Raw genomic sequence first — 18,458 nt, forward strand, 5'->3', positions numbered from 1 at the left:
TCGTCAGGCCGCCGTGGCCTGACGTACTGCTTGCTCCCAGCGGCGCATGCGCTCTTGAGCCTGCCCGCTAGGCAGCGTCGGATGGAACGTACGATCAACCCGCCATTGACCACTCAAGTCCTGCAGGTTTTTATAGACGCCAGACTGTAAGCCCGCCAAATATGCAGCACCGAGTGCAGTGGTTTCGATGACTGCCGGACGCACCACAGGTATTCCAAGCAGGTCCGCCTGTATTTGCATTAAGAGGTCATTGACGCAGGCACCACCGTCGACCCGCAGCTCACTAACAGGCACACCACCTGCAGCAACCACATCACGATTCATGGCCTGTAACAATGCCGCGCTTTGAAATGCGATGCTTTCGAGGGCTGCTCGGGCAATATGCGCAACGGTGGTACCCCGTGTCAGACCAACGATGGTACCTCTGGCATCAGGGGCCCAATAGGGTGCACCGAGCCCCGTAAAAGCAGGCACGAACATTACCCCGCCTGAGTCCGGAACGCTTTCAGCCAGAGGTTGTACCTCAGTGCTTGAGGTAATTGCACGTAAACCGTCCCGCAGCCACTGTACGACCGCACCACCTATAAAGATGCTTCCTTCGAGTGCGAACCTTGTCACATCATCTGGTTGAGCAGCAGCTGTCGTGATCAAGCCATTGGCACTTTGTTGAAATTGGTGACCAGTATGCATCAGCATGAAACAACCCGTACCGTATGTGTTTTTAGCCATACCCGGCTCAAAACAAGCCTGCCCAAATAGCGCGCTTTGCTGATCTCCCGCTACACCACCGATTGGAATACTCTGACCAAATACCGACGCGTCGGTTTCCCCAAACGCCGCACTTGATGACAAAACTTGTGGCAAAACCGATGATGGGATATTCAGCATCTCCAGGATCTTGTGGTCCCAGTCATTGCGCTGGATATTAAACATCATCGTGCGCGATGCGTTACTGACATCCGTGGCATGGCTTGCACCACCAGTCAATTGCCAGATCAGCCAGCTATCAACGGTGCCAAACGCAAGATCCCCCTTTTGAGCAAGCGCTCTGGCTTGCGGCACATGCTCTAGAATCCAGTGCAACTTGGTTGCTGAAAAGTAGGCATCAATCAATAGCCCTGTACTTTGCGCCACGTATGCCCCGAGGTTTTGTTGGCGAAGTTCGGCGCAAGTTGGTTCGGCTCGACGGTCTTGCCAGACAATGGCGTTGTAGATGGGCTCACCCGTTTGTCGATTCCAGACAATCGTGGTTTCACGCTGGTTGGTAATACCAATTGCAGCAATATCCTTAGCGGTCAATTTGGCTTTGGCGAGAGCCTCAAGCGCGGTATCACGTTGCGTCGACCAGATTTCGCGGGGATCGTGCTCAACCCAACCAGGCTTGGGGAAGATCTGTCTAAACTCGCGCTGAGCCATGCCAACCATCTTGCCACTGGCATCAAAGATTATGCTGCGAGAACTTGACGTACCTTGATCCAATGCCAGGATAAAACTCACAACGCCCCCTTGTTTATCGGATGCCCAGGCTAGATTGCTTGCCATGTCTGATGAGTCTAGCTGATAAACGACTAGAATGAGACGAAACTTATGGCTGCATTACGCTGCCTAATTACAACGGACACCACAACGTCTCACATGATACGCACGGCACAATGGAATCAGGCCAATCAGACTGATCTCTACGACATCACCATCATTGGTGGGGGCGCAACCGGACTTGGGGTGGCACTCGATGCTGCCTTGCGTGGTTTCAGCGTGCTGCTACTGGAGTCGCACGACTTCGGTGGCGGGACTTCTTCTCGCTCGACCAAACTGTTGCATGGTGGTGTCCGGTATTTGGCGCAGGGCAATATCTCACTTGTGCGTGAGGCACTCGCTGAACGCACAACTGTCTTGCATATCGCGCCGCACCTGGCTCAGCCACTGCCATTTGTGATGCCTTCTTATCAGTGGTGGCAAACACCGTTTTACGGCATGGGCTTAAAGGCTTACGATTTGCTTGCTGGCAAAGCTGGCTTAGGATCAACGCAATTGCTTAGCAGCCGTGAGGTTAAAGCCGCTTTGCCGGGCATCAACGACAAGCATCTGCAAGGCGGCGTTCAATACTGGGACGGGCAGTTCGACGATGCCCGTTTGGCGTTGGCCTTGGCACGCAGTGCAGAGCGCGCAGGTGCTGTGACGCTCAACTATGCTGACGTCACCGCCATTGAACACATCAACGCCGGTGAGGCCAAATTCAATATCGCTGTCACCGACAGGCGGCTGGGCCTGGATCATCACTTCAAGACACGGGCATTGATTAATGCCGCCGGCGTCTGGGTTGATCAGATACGCCAGATGGCACAGCCGGCCACCGACAAAACCCCGCATCATCGGATGGTTTCGCCGAGCCAGGGTGTGCACGTGGTTGTCGACCGCTCATTTATGCCAGCCGAGCATGCGCTGCTCGTTCCCAAGACCGAAGATGGCCGGGTGCTTTTTGCTGTGCCATGGATGGGTTCGATTATCCTAGGGACCACGGATACACCGAGGCAAGATCTACCACGCGAACCAGATCCCTTTGCCAGTGAGCTGGACTTTATTTTGCAGGAAGCGTCCAAGGTGCTCAGCAAGCCGGTCACACGAGACGACATCAAAAGCGTCTGGGTCGGTTTGCGACCGCTCGTGGCCACACCTGCCGCCAACGACAACACCGCAACCAAGACGCTGTCGCGCGAGCACACAATCGTGACTGATCCAAACGGACTTGTGACCGTTACCGGCGGCAAATGGACAACATATCGCGCCATGGCCGAAGATGTCATGGATGCCTGCTTTAAAGCTGGAATTTTGCCCACCCGCCCAGGGGGCGCTACTCGAACGCATGCCTTGGTCGGAGCTGCACAGATAGGTGGTCAAAACCACGCCTTGTGGCAACCCCCGGGACCACACCTATATGGCAGTGAAATCGAAGCAGTGCAGCAATGTCCGGGTGCTGATCACGAAATTGGCTTAGGCTTAACTGAGGCCATGGTCCGTTTTGCTGCCCGTCATGAATATGCTCAGACTATCGAAGATGTGTTGGCAAGGCGCTGGCGCGTACTCTTCCTTGATGCCAAACTGGCATGCTCGATGGCACCAGAGGTCGACCGTATCCTCCGAGAAGAAACCGGGTTAGACACTGATCTAGCAGCATTTGAAAAACTGACTGAACATTATCTGCCATGAAACCGCGTTCGCTAGTTGCCTAGCAATCTTTACATGGCTCAATTGGCAGCCCTTGAGCGATCCACCCGGGCTTTTTCCGATTACCAAGTGTCCCCTCCGGAACATGTTTTACATTGGTAAATCCCACTTGCGTCAGAATCGGTTGTAAACGGCTGGTTCGACTGCCCGTACGGCAAATCAGCACAATCGGTGCATTCAAGTCGCCACCAACAGCGGTATATATCTCTTGTGCGAAACCCTGAAATCCCTTTGGATGCAACATATTGATACGAAGCGCCCCTTGCGCAACTCCTGTTTGCCGCCACTCTTCTGGACGACGTATATCAATTAGCGTGATCTTGCCGTCTTTAACTAGCTCATACGCTTCGGTAGCACCGATTTCCGCATCAACCGTAGCTGTTTGCGCAAATACACCCGTGGTCATCAACACGAGCATTACCGCAATAATCGATTTGAATTGTCCCAACATAACTTTCCCTAAAAAACTTCCAAAAAAGCGGGATTGCTCAAATTTAACGCAAGCCGCATGATGCGCACACTATGACATCAATCAGTTCATCACTATCTACCGAGTTGGCAGTCTTCATCTAGGCCTTTAGTCTGGGCTTGGGCCTTATTGTGGCCATTGGCGCACAAAACGCCTTTGTTTCGCGTCAAGGCTTACGTCAAGAACACGTCGCCATTGTCATGCTAACGCTAGCAGCGCTATTAATCAGGCAAGCGCTCTAAACCTCGATCACCAAGCCGGGATCAAACGCTGGGTTTTCTGGCCGTCCAACGTTATAGGCACAACCACGCGGATTACAGATCACCCTCGTGCCTGCCAACTCATAGTCGACTGAATCGTGAGTGTGACCATGTATCCAGAGTGCCATCGGACCAAACAGATGATCTAGCTCTGACGCAAAACAAGCCGATAGGACATCAAGCTTGTAACGTTCAGCGACTGAGCGGGCGCTAGGTAGGTGGTGTGTTACTACGACGGTTTTCCCGGGAAATGATTTTTTCAATTGCTCTTGCAACCACCGCACATGATCTGCATGCCAGCGCGCAGTTTGTTCGGGCAATAACTTGCGTCCACCATCTTTAATCCACCGAAAATCATTCAGACCTACACTAGCAGCATTCACGCAAAACGTTCGCCTGGCATCACCAAACAAACGGAAATCAGTCCAAAGTGTGCAACCTAAAAATCTCACCAGGTTGCCGCGGTCATCGTCGAGCACCACCTCATCGTTATGAAGTAAAAAAATGCCAAGCTCATGTGCTGTCTGGCGCAATTGCCTGAGCACTTCCGAGCACTCGACACCATAATATTCGTGGTTGCCCGGCACATAAATCACGCTTTGCCGCTCAAATTGCTTAGCCGCCCATTGCAGCCCATCGACCCCGCCGGCGATGTCACCGGCGAGCACGATCACATCGGCATCCGTTCGCGGGGGTGTAAACCCTGAAAACTCCAAATGTAGATCACTCAAAACATGTAGCTTCATGTTGCTGCCTTACCCAACCTATAGATTTCAAGAGCGAGAATTGTAGGCAGGCTGTAGCTGCGGCTAATCGATTTTGATGAAGCGTAAGCACAAGTAAGGCGCGTTCGGGTTTACACTGAACCCACCTTCACAAAACATCCTGAGAGTGCTAGCACATAGTGTCTTGCGTATCTGAACAGATACGAGGCAGCGCTAGCGACCTGGTTTGTGAGAAATCAAATGTGTCACCAGAAAATCGATCATGAGTCTAACCTTAGCCGGCAGGTGCCTGCGGGTTGGAAAGACAGCATAAATACCAAACTCCTCTGCCTGCCAGGTCGGCAGTAGTTCAAGCAACTCCCCATGATCAATATGTTTCTGCACCATGAAATCGGGCTGTAACACAATGCCTTGGCCTGCGATGGCCGCTTGCGTACAGGTGTCGCCGTTGTTACTACGCATCACCGGCTTGACATCAACGACCTCGCGTTTTTGCGGCTCAGCCTTCATCGACAGTGTCCAAGTGTCACCAGTTGATAGCAAGCTGTAAGCTAGTATCCGATGAGCCGCGAGATCGGTTGGTCTGTTTGGCCTGCCATGATTTTTGACGTAACTCGGTGCGGCACAAACTTTCAGCCTCATGCTCGCGAGTCGGCGACTGACCAATGATGACGATGGTAGCTGTCCGATGCGAACTGCCAAATCGAAACCCTCATCAACAAGATCGGCCACCCGATCTGACAGCGTGATCTCCAGCAAGACCTCGGGGTGCTTTTGCATGAACACAGGCCAGAGCGGCGCTAGGTACATCACCCCATAACTAAACGGTACATTGACTCTGAGCGTGCCACGCGCCTGAACAGTTCGGTGACTGACTTCGTCTGTGACCTCTTGCCATTGCTGCAACAATTCACGACTGCGCCCAAAAAACAAGTCGCCATCGGAGGTCAGGGAAACCCTTCTTGTGGTTCTATGCAACAGACGCGTGCCCAACTCATCTTCTAGCAAGGCCACCTGTCGCGACACCACTGCTTTGGATAGTTGTAGCTTGTTTGCTGCCGCCACGAAGCTACCAGCCTCGACCACTGCCACAAACGCCTGCATGGCTTCTATGCGATCCATTGAATTCCTATTGTTTCAATTTCTTTGACAATTTATAACTTTTTACCACCTTTATCTTAAATAAAGAAACTGACAGAATTTGCCTACTGAAACACTCAACTTTTAGGAGCTCAATATGCAATCCTCAGTGAACAATGTTCTCGTTCTTATCGGTCGCTTGGCTCTGGCCGCCCTGTTTTTACCAGCGGGTCTTTCCAAAATTACCGGCTTTACCGGAACCGTTGGTTACATTGAATCGGTGGGCTTGCCGCTTGCCGCGCTAGGTGCGGTCATTGCCATCATCGTTGAAATCGTAGGCGGCGTTGCATTGATCGCAGGTTTCTTTACGCGCACAGCAGCAATTGTTCTGGCTATCTTCACACTGTTGGCCAGCATTTTTTTCCATGCCTATTGGGCAATGCCAGCAGATCAGGCTTTCATGCAACAACTGCTGTTCTATAAAAATATCGCGGTCATTGGGGGGCTATTGATTCTGGCTGCACATGGTGCCGGACAACTTAGTCTCGATCAAAAGCGCGTTGGTAAGTAATCACAATTTAGTGTCCAAGAACTATCTGCGGGAATCATCATGAGCACAAACCCTGACACCGCCCCTAGCTTATTCATCTCCCATGGAGCGCCGACATTTGCTGACCAACCTGGTGAGCTTGGATACAGGCTGGGTCAATTGGGACAAATGCTTGGCAGTGCCAGGGCAATCGTAGCTGTCTCGCCACACTGGGAAACCAATGGCTTGCGGGTTTCAAGCCACCCATCCCCTGAGACGATTCATGACTTTTACGGCTTCCCGAAAGAGCTGTATGCCATTCAATATCCAGCCCACGGGTCTCCAGAAGTTGCCAAACTGGTTGTGGACACTCTTGCATCAAATGGTCTAGACGCCGGTCTGGATCCAGATCGAGGCATGGACCATGGCGTATGGGTACCACTACGGTATTTGCGGCCATTGGCTGACATACCAGTGATTTGCGTATCACTACCTATCAACAGCACGCCCGATCAAGCCTGGCATCTCGGTCAGACACTTGCCGTGCTTCGCCAATATGGCTGCTTGGTCCTGGGAACCGGCAGCCTGACGCACAACCTCGCGGAGTTCCGTGGTTCGAATACAGATCAAGTATCTCCCTATGTGCATGAATTTGCCAACTGGATTGAGGACCGGATTAAAGATGGCGATTATGACTCTTTACTGCATTACCGTGAATTGGCACCCCATGGGCAACGGGCCCACCCCACCGAGGAGCACTTGTTGCCACTGTTCTTTGCCCTTGGCGCCACAAGCAAGGCAGACCGTTTTGAAGTGATTTCAAGGGAGGTTCGCTACGGTATGTTATCCATGGCGTCCTACTGCTGGCAGTAGCGATAAATCCAGTGGCTACTTCTCATTACTCTCTATGTGGATCGCAAGCCAGACCGTTGGCGGACTGGCTTGCGTGAATTGCACGCGATGCCGGCGATGCGGTGCAATGTATAGGAAATCGCCCACAGCCAAGTTTCTTCCGTATAGCTCATCCTCAAACCTGAGGGTGGCACTACCTTGCACCAATAAAATCCATTCGGCTTGTGTTTGGTCATACCAAAACCCTTCCGGGCTAACTTGACCAGTCGACACAATACGTTCGATACGCACATTTCCGAACGACAACAAGGCATGAAAAACTTCAGCAGCTTCAGGCGAACTCGGAAGATCACTGAGCAAATTACCGGACACCGCGTCCCGAGGCGTCATCATCACAACTGAGCGTTCTGACCGTTGGGTGACGACATATCTTCTGGCTTGCGAGGATCGGATACGGTCGCTTCTGGTTGAGCCAAATAAATCATCGACAACAATAAAATCCCGGAAAACGCATACGCTGTTGCCTGCCCATTCCAACTGTTAGCCCACATGGCAAAGTATTCAGCACCGATGACCGCAAAGCCCAGATACCAGATCAGGACACCAACCCCGCAACCAGCCAAACCAAACGCCTTGCCGATCGCCAAACGATTCGGGTTAGCACAAAACACGCAAAACAGCAGCAGTAATCCACCAACGCTGCACAGAATGCCAACTACAAACTCAGCAAAGATAATCGCGGCGTAAGCCATCTGGTGCAGCATCGGGTCTTTGATCGCGCGATGCAATAACGTCTCGACTTGCGCCCAACTGGCAAGTGACTCCATGCTGAGCACTTGTTGCACAAATTGAAAATTAATACTGTAGGCGATGAGGTTAGTCCATGCGACCACCAACCCAAACAAGCCGATAGATAGAGTCAACACTGCCTTTGTCAGCAGGCTGACCTGTTGTAGGCGATCATTTGCTGCCACAACGGCTCTCCTCGATAAGCTGTTTTATTAAACAAGATTACAACTGCTCGCGAATACCGATCAAATCAAACGTACGTTAACAGACTAACCGAATCAGTCTCCAAACGCTCTTCGCCAAAGCCGAGCAAGGATAGTCCCAAATCCCGACACATCATCTACTTGATTACGGTATCGACCACTGAACAGCTTAGCAATCATCAAATCACGCTGATTCGCTTCATACTCAAAGATCGCTGCAATCGCACCACGGTTAACCCGGATAGGCTTAAGCCGTACTGCACCCACACCCGATATCCTTGCGACCATACTTGTTGGTAACGGCGTTGACAACCAGTTGGAATCAAGCTGTATCTTGCAACCGTCGACGCTGGCGTCAATAAGCTCGCCTAAGGTTTTAAAGTCGTCGAGCTCAAGCTCAACAGACTCATGCACATCAAATCGTTCTTCCCGCCGAAATCTTGGCCCCTCAAAACACAGCAATGCTGCGAGCACTAGAACCACAAGATTAAAGGCAGACCAAAAAACAGCGATCGGATAGAACTCATCAAACCGAATGACTGCAATTTCAGGTTGCACGTTGATCAGCAAGCCCGCCACAGTCAAAGCAATGGCAAGGAGAATTTGATAGAACGTGAAAAGCTCAGCGCCGCGTCCACTGACAGACGAGGAACCCTTGGGCGTAACCTTAAACGGTGTGCCAAACGGTTTGATGAGTGATGCCACGACAGTGGGAAACATCCGGAAACTCGCAAACACACTAGCCGCTACTGAGACCAAGGGCATGTACTTACCGCCCACTAGCCATCGCATGTTCAAGAAGAACGCCAGAAACACCGGTACCTGAAAGAAAATCAAATCATTGATACTAGTGAAGTAAAACGGGATCATTCCAGTTAAAAGATATACGATGGGGATAAGAATCAGCATGATTCTGACGGTGTACTGGATTAACCAACTCGTGGGAAAGAACAGCAGCCGCTGGATGGCGGTCAGCCCTGCACCCAACGGCCCAGTTGGCAGAAACAGAGACTGAATGGCTCCTCGACACCAACGCTCGCGTTGAACAAAAAAGCCTTGGATCGATTCGGCCGCCAGGCCCATGCTCAGTCGTTCATTCAAATAAAGTGTGCGGTAACCTTTACGCAGCATGACCAAGGTACTTAACAAATCCTCCGTGATACTTTCGGTTGGCACACCACCCACAGCAACCAGTGCCGCGCGGCGCTGAATGCTACAAGAGCCGCAACAAAAGGCAGCATCCCAGGCATCACGGCTTGCTGCCATCTCATCAAAAAAAAGACGCTGCTCATCAGGGTAATCTTGCGAGATACTCAAGTTTGTTTGAATCGGATCCTTGTTGTAAAAGTGCTGCGGCGTTTGCACAATGCCCACAGTCGGATCATCAAAAAAGCCTATGGTTCTTCGCACGAAATCTGGAAATGGCACAAAGTCGGCATCAAAAATGCAAATGAACTCCCCCTTTGTCTTTGCCAATGCATGGTTAAGATTCCCGGCTTTGGCATGCGCATTATCCTCTCTGGTCAGATAGCCGACCTCTCGATCCCGACAATAGTCTCTGAGCCAGTCACGCCGGCCATCATCGAGAACCCAAACTTTTTTATTTGGCCAATCAATGTTGCACGCGCCAATAATTGTTTTTTCTAGAACGTCAATCGGCTCGTTATAAGTCGGGATAAGTATATCAACCGACGGTGAGGGTTCACGTGGTAACTGGGCAAGTGCATCGGCTTGAGCACTGCGTTCATTGGTGCGGCTCATAATTAGCAAGAACGTACCGACCTCAATGAAGGTCAATAATTCAACGAGCCACAATAAGATGGTCCATACTTGATTTGCCCAACCAAGTTCGGGCGGCAGGTAAAGCGTAGCGATTGCTCGCCAGGCAAGGTAGACAACCCCCAGTAAAACACTGACTAGCGCAAAGAAAGCTCGGTTTTTATTACTCGATTTGGTGGCATCCCAAAACAATAAATAAATTGATGCCACCAGCAACAGTGGCATATAGGCAGTCAGCGTCATTACTGAAAAAGACCAGTCAATCGTGTCAACAGCACCTTGGGATTGAAGGTGCGGTCAAATGTGACTTCCGCAGCTCGACCAACGTAACACTGATTGGCTTGAATATCGGGCAATGTATCTTTCGCTATGCGCACAAAGACACGCCCATCACGAGAATCGGTATCGAGCTCAGCTGCCAGCGTCTCATCACGAACCTTGTTGCCGCTGCCCACAATCTTGAACACCTCCGCAACTGCCCATTCAGAGCTACCGACGAGCCGATAATTTACTTTGCTGCCCTCGGATAAGCCGGCTAAATTGCTATCGGGCACAGCCGCTTCTACAAACAGGTCATTGCAATCGACTAGCGCCGATAGACGACTCCCCAGCACAACATCACTGCCGACTGGAAAGTACAGGCGCCAAAGCATTCCACTGACTGGTGCAGCCAAGGTGGCTTCACGCAATTTCTGCAAGTTCGAACGCTCAGCGGCAATCTGATCCTCAAGCGCCATCAAGCGTGCATTGGCCTCACTGATCTCGGCCTGAATATTGATTAATTGCACCGTGATGTCCTCGAACTTTTGTTGCGTGTAAGGCACATCGTTTCGACCTTGACCGAGGTAAACGCCTGCCGCCAACGCAGTCTGCTCAGATTCGAGTGTTCTGATTTTGGCTTCGATCGCTTGCAGTTGGGCTTCGCCCACTTCAAGCCCAAATCGAGATCGGTCAAACTCTAATTCGGAAATAAACTTCTGAGCCAGTAGTTTGCGGTTTTTTTCGAGCGTAAGCTTTAATTCATTGACTGTGCCCTGCTGAGCCAACGCCTGCGCTCGGGCCTCCGCGATTTGATGTTCAAGACGCGTGGTTTCATGACTATTGTGCAATTCAATCCGCACCTGCAGGTCTGATTGCATGGACTGCAAACTCGTTTGCTGTCGGGTCAATCCATTAATTCTTTCCATGACTGTCTGGCGCAACGCTTTCAATTCCTCTAGCAATCTTTCGCTGATTCTAGGGTTGTTGACGACTATCAGTGAATCACCGCGCTCAACTGTTGAACCAACCGACTTGAACACTTCCGTTACAACACCTTCAAGCGGCGAATTTACATACACGACATGTGCATTGACAATCGCATTGGCACTTTGCACCTTAAATAAGGCTGGCCCAACCACGATGACGAGTGCCAATAAAATAATGATGCCGATCAGACGCCGGAAAAACTTGCCATTGAAATTTATTTGCATATGAAAAATTATTCAGCCAGTATCACCGGTGATCAAATAGCGTCACCATGACAGGTTTAGCAAGAACCGAAGATACCTTCTTCGGTTGAGAGGATTACACCTTAATTAAGCGCCTGATACCTCAGTAAATTACTCAAGCAAATCACCTCCGTATCCGGTTAGATTTTACCTGCAAGATAATAACCACTGATTATTTTCGGTTTTTTCTGGCTTTCTCTCCATTATGGATGCGCTGGTATCGAAAAGAGTGACGGGTTATCAATTATGATGAATGCACCGCTTGCAATTGTGATCAGGTTGATTAAAAAGGCTATCGGGTCTGTTCGCGACACTAGAATCACTTAACTCTGACAAGTGCGGAACCCACAAGGTTCCGTGAGGTCCAATGGCTATTGACTGCCCAAGAGGATGTCATGCTCACTCGAAACATACGAATCATGAATGTATTATTCGGCAGCCTAATCCTGTTGGTTGCACTGGGGCCAGGAACCACGTTAGCCGGCACACTAGACGCGGTCAAAGCGCGCGGTACGCTTTTAGTTTGTCATTGGCCACAATATTTTGGGATTAGTTTCGAACATCCGAGAACAGGCATACTGCAAGGCATCGACATCGATATGTCCAAGGCATTTGCAGACGATCTTGGCGTGAATCTTGAGTATGTCAAAACCGACTTCGCAAACTTCATGGATCGCTTGGAGGCCGGCGACTGTGACATTGCGATGATGGGAGCGGGTGTAACCCCTGCACGTCAAGAAAGGGTTAGTTTCTCGGCACCATATCTGCGTAGCGATATTTATTTCATTACAACAAAAGCGAATACAACCCTGCAATCTGTTGAGGATCTCGATCAACCAGGTGTAGTGATCTCTGTGCAGAAGGGAACCTACATGGAGCCATTCTCGCGCGACTATTTCAAGAATGCGACTTTATCAATCGTCTCCAAACCGTCCGAGCGCGAGATAGAAGTCGAAACGGGTCGGGCCGACGCTTTTGCGACCGACTACCCCTACAGTCAGCGCATGTTGCGTAACGTTGATTGGGCGAGATTAATCAGCCCTACCAAGGAACTTAAAACGACTGATTATGCCTACGCGGTGCGCAAAGGTGATCCGCAGTGGCTAGCAACAGTCAACGAATTTTTGATCCGCGTCAAGCAAGATGGCCGTCTTGAGCAAGCAGCAAGAGCCAACAACCTGCTACCCATTCTAGTCAGGGACTAGCGCTTGGATACCAACACCTCCATGCGTTTAAAGCCACAACAGGTCAGACGACTGGGTGTGGCGGTGGGTCTTGCCTTGCTCATACTTGTCTGGTCGAGCTACTTTTTTGCGTATCAATCTGTTCAGAATAGTTTCACCAAATCCACAGAGAGTGCCTTGGCCTCAGAGACCACGTTACTGGAGGATCATCTTGAGCGCTCACTTAATCTTGTCACGACCATTTTGCTGACCATGGGTGAGATGACCAATATCACCATGGTCACTCCGGATGTGCTGACACCGGAGGAATTGCAACGTGCGATCGGAAACTCACATGTCATTCGCAGCCTGTCCTTGATCGATAGCGCTGGTCTGGTGCTCACGAGCTCAAACCCTGGCAACATCGGTAAAACCATCAGTCCGGATAGTTTTTCTGATGATAGTCATGACATCACATGGCGTATTGGTAAAGTTAGATTCGGTGAAGTCCTGCCGTATCGCGACATCTCGGATTGGTCACAAGAGAGAACCTCCCCGACCCAACAGCTTATGCCTGCCTTCTACTCAGTCGATCAGGACGGCAAACAACTCATTTGGGTCGCCACGATCAACATTTCTTTCTTTGAAAACGTCTGGAGCAGAATTGATCACAACCCTGCCGTTGAGATTGCCATCTTCAACTACACGGGTAAAAAAGTGATGAATCATCATGCCCAGCCAGTATCCACAGCAGAGGTCTTCAAACAACTCTCGAGCGCAATCTCCTATCAAGATATCGGAAGTTTCTATCTAGCCCAAGACGATAATTTTCTGGTGGTCTACCGGTCTGACAGCCAGTCGCCCATGATTGTGACAAGCATCGCCAACATGGATACGCTAAGCGCAGACACGGTACAAACCCGCGAGTTTTTATTGCTTATCGCAACACTGGGATCTTTGCTTATTGTCGGGGTGTTATCCGCTCTATACCGACTCTACATCAGGCAAGCAAGGGCAGCCGTGATGTCAGACAATCTGCTGGCTGGCATCACCACGCACCTGTTGATGACACGCTCAGACCTCAGAGGCCGGATTGAAGACGTTAACGAACCTATGCTTGCAGCCACTGGGTACTCTAGAGCAGAGCTGCTTGGCAAAGATCACAAAATACTCAACAGCGGTCTGGAAAAGCCAGAGCTCTTCGAACACATGTGGAAGACTTTGGCTGCCGGCGAGATCTGGCGGGGCACATTTCGTAACAAAACAAAGTCTGGTGAATTGTTATGGCTGACGGCCACCATCATCCCGTTTCGTAACGAGTGGGGGGACACCACCCACTACATCTCCCTCTACAGTGATATCACCCAAGCAATCCGACTGTCACAAGAGTACGAACGGGAAAAGGCCGCGCGGTTAACTCTCGAGTCACTCAATCAAAAACTGCGTTCGGAGGCTACCCTTGATCCATTGACTCAGGTAGCAAATCGTCGTGGTTTGGACGAGTTTGTCCGGGAAATGAATGAGCAGAAAGACCTCGCCCGTATGTCACTGGCAGTCCTGATGATTGATATTGATCATTTCAAGCAAATCAACGACACTTGGGGGCATGGTGTTGGTGATGTGGTTCTTCAAACACTTGCCGAAAAGTGGTCTGGTGCCATACGCTCATCAGATCTATTGGTTCGCCTTGGCGGTGAAGAGTTTGCCCTTATCCTGCCTCGCACACCCCGAATCAGTGCTGAACGGATAGCTGAGAAGCTATGCGCACAGACTGCAAGTCAGCTAATCGAGATAGCCGATAGCGACCAGCCTCTGCGTGTCACGATTAGCATTGGTGTGGCGTATGCGGCTCATGTTGCCGATCAGACAATCGATGCGCTGCTTAGCCAAGCTGATGATGCACTGTATGCTGCCAAATCAGGTGGACGCAACAAAGTGGTCACCCTCAGTGTTGATTAGTCTGACTTGATGATCTGCTTGTATTGACTGCTTAAATTGTCCACTTAATCGTGGCCTTTCATTGGGCTATTCAAGGCTAAAGCATCCTCGAGCCTCATGGCACGAGCATATAACCACCCTTGTGCTCGCTGACAGCCGGCCGCATGCAACCATTTTCTTTGTTGCTCAGTCTCAACACCTTCGGCAGTAACCGTCAATCCGAGCGTATGGGCAAGCCCCAAGATCACTTCAATGATGTTCTCCTGCACACCATCGCCAATGCCAGCGACAAATGCTGCATCAATCTTAAGCTTGTCTAGCGGCATGTTCGCTAAACGCGACAGGGACGAATGCCCCTTACCAAAATCATCGATTGCCACTTTAAGGCCAAGCTCTCGAATTTGCTGCAACTGAGCAATCAGCAATTCTTCCTGATTGGAAAGATCCGTCTCTGTGATCTCAAGTACCAGGCTAGAAACAAAATCCGGATGGTCTGCTGCAAATCGCTTCAAGCTACTTAGCAGCTTCTGATTCAGAAACTGCCTAGGGGAAACGTTGACGGCAATCTGGGCCCCGGCAAACTTGGCTTGCAATTGCGGCATGGCTGCAAATACCTGATCTAGCATACTGTGCGATAGGCTGACGATTAAGTCAGACTCTTCAGCCACTGCAATGAATTCATCTGGTGCAACAAATCCAAGCACCGGATCATACCAACGGGCTAACGCTTCGAATCCAACCACACGACCGGTGGCCAAGCTGACTTCCGGCTGAAAGTGCGGCACGATTCGCCCAGCCCTGATTGCTTCTGGCAATGCGGCCTGAATGACTAATTGACGCTTCATTTTCTGACCCAGGCGGTCGTCGTACCAGACGATTTTGCTGCCAGAAACAGCACGTTTCGCTTCGTAAAGTGCGGCGTCAGCTTGTTGCAGCAAATCTTTAAGTGACTGCCCGAACTGCGGATATTGAGTGACGCCGATGCTGGCTGTCGCCTCGTATAGATTGTCATCGAGCATCACGCGGTATTTAACCAAGTCAGCCCGAAGTTGCTCCCTGAGCATTTGCAGCGACTGCGACGCATCGACAGGAACGTAGGCCAGAAACTCGTCACCCGAACGTCGGCCAAGCAAGTGCCCGTGTGGCAAGCATTCACTAAAATGATCTGCAGCCGCCTGAATAATATCGTCACCTTTTTCATGGCCCCACAAATCATTGATTTGCTTAAGCCTGTCAAGGTCAATAAACAAAAACAAGAATGGCTTGTTTTCTGTGGCCGGGTCATTGATCTGCTGGACAATAAAATCAGTAAAAGCACGGTAATTGGGTTTGCCTGTCAGAGGATCCTCATAAGCCAATTGGCGCAGACGCTCTTCGGCGTGCTTGATTTGACGGATATCGGTAAAGATAGCAACTCTGCCAGTCTCTTTGCCTTCGCTGTCATGTACGACCGATACGGCAAGCTGAACCGGTATTGAATGACCCTCACAATCAAAAAAAACTGTCTCGCCACGCCAGCGACCCGTTTGCGCAATAGTCTGAGCAATCGTCTGATCCGCGCTATCTTGTGTGGGCGCGCGATAAATTTTCCCTGATTGCTGACCAATGATTTGCTCACGGGTGTAACCAGTAATCGACAGCAACGCAGTGTTGACATCGACAACGACACCTTTGACGTCAGTAACCATAATGGCTTCACCTGCCGTCTCGTATACGCTGGCCGCTGTTTTTAACTGATCCAGCGTGGTGCGCTGATCTGTGAGCAGCTTAACCAGCGTATTCTGGATCTCGGAAATCTCATCAGAGGCTTGCTCTGACTGCAAGGACACACTCTCGCCCCGCACCACTGACCTCGATTGTGTCACTAGGGTCTCTAGTCGAGCCAAGGTACGTTTTGCAAACCCTGTTGACCAGGCCAGGCCAAGCCGACGGGCGTACAGCCCCACTAGCGCCACGGCGCACAACAGCAATATCAAAGTAAGCAACTGCTGCTGAAAGGAATCGGTAACAGTGAGATAAAAAACAAATTCGCCATTTGGAGTGTTAATCGTTTGTCGGCTTGTAGTGGACACTGTCAAGAGTCCAAAGTCGTACGTACCAAGAGCAGCCGGCCTGCGGAAATTAACTTTAATTGCAGTCTCTAGCCCAAATTGCAGCTGCATCAGCGAGCGATCAATTCCATAAGCACCGATGGCGTAACCCACAACACTGCGACTCATGGGAGAGACAATGGGCGCCACCATTAATACATGCAGACCAGACGACTCATTTTGTATGACTTCGAAATGCAACTGTGGACCTTCAAGCCAAGTAGTGTGGCTTTTTTGATACTCATGCTCTGTCAAAAAGAAGTCATCCGGGACAAGATATTCACGTCCCCGATAATCAAGCACACCGAAACGGAAGGTATCGGTACGATTCAGCCCGGCAAGCAGGGGTGCCAGATAGGCGTTGCGGTCAGTGGTATCGGTCAACGCGGTCCACAATACAGGCGAGTTTGCCAAACCCTCAAGGGCACTAGAAATCGTTGAAATTTCAGCACTGATACGGGCACCGATAATGTCTTGCTTGGATTTCAGATCTGAGGTCAATGCATAGAATCCACCGCCGACAGCGACCACAAACAACAAAGCTAGTGTGAAGGCCAATTGCAACCCGATCACCTTGGCAACGCCTTGTCCGACTTCAGATCGCAAAGATCTTTGTGTCATTTGCTTGGCCCATTCTCAGGAACCGGCAACAAAGCGCCATCAGGCTCAATATGGACAAACAACACTTGTTTTGCCGTCAATCCATCGTGATTGGTATCAGTGAATGGTCGGTCATAATCCCGAATGGCACCTGCAAATGGTGGCAATGTCTGTAAGGCAGCCTGAACCGCTGCTCTATCCGTTGAACCAGCCTGCTCTACACCGAGCGCCAGTAAATGCGTCATGTCATAGGCCTGTGCCACACCGACGGGGCTGGAGATTAGCGCAACATTCAGCACGCCGGTACGCTGCATCACCTCCCTTGCAAGCGCTTGAGCTGTAGGTCTGGGATTGTCCACAAAACTGAAGGTTTGAATAATATCGACATCTACCAGACCGGCACTTGGCTTAATGAGCTGATGTAACAGCCCACCAGTCACACCCCAGTGTGAGACGATTGGCAGGCGCTCCTTGTCAGGCAGGGTGGCCATGCTATTAATAATGGCAGCACCCTCACCTTCATTGGCGACCATAATGACCGCTTGACCACCGGCATCAATGCAATTTTGTAAGTCTGCAGCAAAATCAGTCTGACCCCACTGATACCATTTTGAGTGCACTAACTGCTGAGCAGTTTGAGCCAGATTCAGGTCTAAGGCATTAGCGCCAGACCGCCCCCAAGCAGTATTCGGAAAGAGGGCACATAATCGAGTGGCCGAATGAGCATCAAGCGCCTGCCTCATCATGGCCGGAATGGCCCAGCTATCCTTTAGAGAAAGCCGGTACACGTAGGGGTTTTTCAAAGGGTCATCCGTAATGGGATTGGCTGACCCCCACAAGCTAACAGAGACAACCTTCAGCTCGTTGGCCAGTGGCATCGTTTCCATAATGGTTGGACTGAACTTGCCACCATATATGGCAACCAAGTCAGGCATCACTGCCAAGGACTTGAAGTTGTCACGTGCCCGCGCAGAAATGCCATGATTGTCTTCGGTCACCAGCTTCAATGGGCGTCCATTCAGCACGCCGCCACGAGCGTTGATTTCATCGATAGCGATCTGTGCACCGAGCGTAATTGAAGCAGCTGATGTGCTTGACGGTTGTGTGAAGGCCCCATCAAAACCAATCAATACTGGCTGCTGTACTGCGCTAGTCGATTGCGCTAATACGAATGGCGCGACGAGGGCTGCACAAACCGCCGCAAACTGTTTTATGAACCAATTCGTCAGGTGCTGAGGTATCACATTACCCTCGCTTTCAAATTTC

At 50.7% G+C, this 18,458-nt stretch carries 15 protein-coding genes and 1 pseudogene; 6 read left to right on the forward strand and 10 right to left on the reverse strand.

Annotated features, from left to right (window positions below; all coding sequences use genetic code 11):
- Window positions 1-3 precede the first annotated feature (3 nt).
- Window positions 4-1,497 (reverse strand): glycerol kinase GlpK, encoded by a 1,494-nt coding sequence (gene glpK, locus DHf2319_RS12420; protein WP_243480105.1) that lies wholly within the window; start codon window positions 1,495-1,497, stop codon window positions 4-6.
- A gap of 138 nt (window positions 1,498-1,635) precedes the next feature.
- On the opposite strand from glpK, the gene DHf2319_RS12425 reads away from it, so the two are divergent.
- Window positions 1,636-3,207: a glycerol-3-phosphate dehydrogenase/oxidase gene (locus DHf2319_RS12425; protein WP_243480106.1), complete on the forward strand. Its 1,572-nt coding sequence runs from the start codon at window positions 1,636-1,638 to the stop codon at window positions 3,205-3,207.
- A gap of 19 nt (window positions 3,208-3,226) precedes the next feature.
- Here the strand turns inward: DHf2319_RS12425 and DHf2319_RS12430 are convergent, their stop codons facing one another.
- Window positions 3,227-3,676, reverse strand: a complete 450-nt coding sequence (locus DHf2319_RS12430; RefSeq protein WP_243478672.1) for a rhodanese-like domain-containing protein — start codon at window positions 3,674-3,676, stop codon at window positions 3,227-3,229.
- Between the two features lie 131 nt (window positions 3,677-3,807).
- Between DHf2319_RS12430 and DHf2319_RS12435 the strand changes: the two are divergent.
- Window positions 3,808-3,915: pseudogene (locus DHf2319_RS12435) on the forward strand (amino acid transporter); the annotation flags it as partial.
- Between the two features lie 17 nt (window positions 3,916-3,932).
- Here the strand turns inward: DHf2319_RS12435 and DHf2319_RS12440 are convergent.
- Both DHf2319_RS12440 and DHf2319_RS12445 read right to left on the reverse strand, forming a co-directional pair.
- Window positions 3,933-4,700: a metallophosphoesterase gene (locus tag DHf2319_RS12440; RefSeq protein WP_243478673.1), complete on the reverse strand. Its 768-nt coding sequence runs from the start codon at window positions 4,698-4,700 to the stop codon at window positions 3,933-3,935.
- 192 nt (window positions 4,701-4,892) lie between these two features.
- Window positions 4,893-5,801, reverse strand: a complete 909-nt coding sequence (locus DHf2319_RS12445) for a LysR family transcriptional regulator (RefSeq protein ID WP_243478674.1) — start codon at window positions 5,799-5,801, stop codon at window positions 4,893-4,895.
- Window positions 5,802-5,916: 115 nt separating this feature from the next.
- On the opposite strand from DHf2319_RS12445, the gene DHf2319_RS12450 reads away from it, so the two are divergent.
- Together DHf2319_RS12450 and DHf2319_RS12455 are read left to right on the forward strand one after the other, a co-directional pair.
- Complete coding sequence (locus tag DHf2319_RS12450; protein WP_243478675.1) at window positions 5,917-6,330, forward strand: DoxX family protein; 414 nt, start codon at window positions 5,917-5,919, stop codon at window positions 6,328-6,330.
- A gap of 39 nt (window positions 6,331-6,369) precedes the next feature.
- Window positions 6,370-7,161 carry a DODA-type extradiol aromatic ring-opening family dioxygenase gene (locus DHf2319_RS12455; RefSeq protein WP_243478676.1) on the forward strand — a complete coding sequence of 264 codons (792 nt, stop codon included), beginning with the start codon at window positions 6,370-6,372 and terminating at the stop codon, window positions 7,159-7,161.
- A 15-nt stretch (window positions 7,162-7,176) separates the two neighbouring features.
- Here DHf2319_RS12455 and DHf2319_RS12460 read toward each other — a convergent pair whose 3' ends face one another.
- The 4 genes from DHf2319_RS12460 to DHf2319_RS12475 form a co-directional block, all read right to left on the reverse strand.
- Window positions 7,177-7,533 carry a cupin domain-containing protein gene (locus tag DHf2319_RS12460; protein WP_243478677.1) on the reverse strand — a complete coding sequence of 119 codons (357 nt, stop codon included), beginning with the start codon at window positions 7,531-7,533 and terminating at the stop codon, window positions 7,177-7,179.
- Complete coding sequence (locus DHf2319_RS12465) at window positions 7,533-8,114, reverse strand: DUF2165 domain-containing protein (RefSeq protein ID WP_243478678.1); 582 nt, start codon at window positions 8,112-8,114, stop codon at window positions 7,533-7,535. The genes DHf2319_RS12460 and DHf2319_RS12465 overlap by 1 nt, the downstream gene beginning before the upstream one ends.
- 93 nt (window positions 8,115-8,207) lie before the next feature.
- Entirely contained in the window at window positions 8,208-10,154 is a 1,947-nt protein-coding gene (locus tag DHf2319_RS12470; protein WP_243478679.1) for a glycosyltransferase, read from the reverse strand.
- Entirely contained in the window at window positions 10,154-11,383 is a 1,230-nt protein-coding gene (locus DHf2319_RS12475; protein ID WP_243478680.1) for an HlyD family secretion protein, read from the reverse strand. Before DHf2319_RS12475 ends, DHf2319_RS12470 begins: the two co-directional genes overlap by 1 nt.
- A 437-nt stretch (window positions 11,384-11,820) precedes the next feature.
- Between DHf2319_RS12475 and DHf2319_RS12480 the strand changes: the two genes are divergently transcribed.
- Together DHf2319_RS12480 and DHf2319_RS12485 are read left to right on the forward strand one after the other, a co-directional pair.
- On the forward strand, window positions 11,821-12,606 hold the full coding sequence (locus DHf2319_RS12480) for a substrate-binding periplasmic protein (protein WP_243478681.1): 786 nt from the start codon (window positions 11,821-11,823) through the stop codon (window positions 12,604-12,606).
- Window positions 12,607-12,609: 3 nt separating this feature from the next.
- The gene (locus tag DHf2319_RS12485) at window positions 12,610-14,523 is read left to right on the forward strand and encodes a sensor domain-containing diguanylate cyclase (RefSeq protein ID WP_243478682.1); all 1,914 of its coding nucleotides are present in this window, start codon (window positions 12,610-12,612) and stop codon (window positions 14,521-14,523) included.
- A 44-nt stretch (window positions 14,524-14,567) separates the two neighbouring features.
- Here DHf2319_RS12485 and DHf2319_RS12490 read toward each other — a convergent pair whose 3' ends face one another.
- Together DHf2319_RS12490 and DHf2319_RS12495 are read right to left on the reverse strand one after the other, a co-directional pair.
- The gene (locus DHf2319_RS12490; RefSeq protein WP_243478683.1) at window positions 14,568-17,213 is read right to left on the reverse strand and encodes a putative bifunctional diguanylate cyclase/phosphodiesterase; all 2,646 of its coding nucleotides are present in this window, start codon (window positions 17,211-17,213) and stop codon (window positions 14,568-14,570) included.
- Entirely contained in the window at window positions 17,210-18,436 is a 1,227-nt protein-coding gene (locus DHf2319_RS12495) for an ABC transporter substrate-binding protein (protein ID WP_243478684.1), read from the reverse strand. The genes DHf2319_RS12490 and DHf2319_RS12495 overlap by 4 nt, the downstream gene beginning before the upstream one ends.
- Between the last annotated feature and the right edge of the window lie 22 nt (window positions 18,437-18,458).

Origin of the sequence: Orrella daihaiensis (assembly GCF_022811525.1) — a bacterium.
Classification (GTDB): Bacteria; Pseudomonadota; Gammaproteobacteria; order Burkholderiales; family Burkholderiaceae_B; genus Algicoccus; species Algicoccus daihaiensis.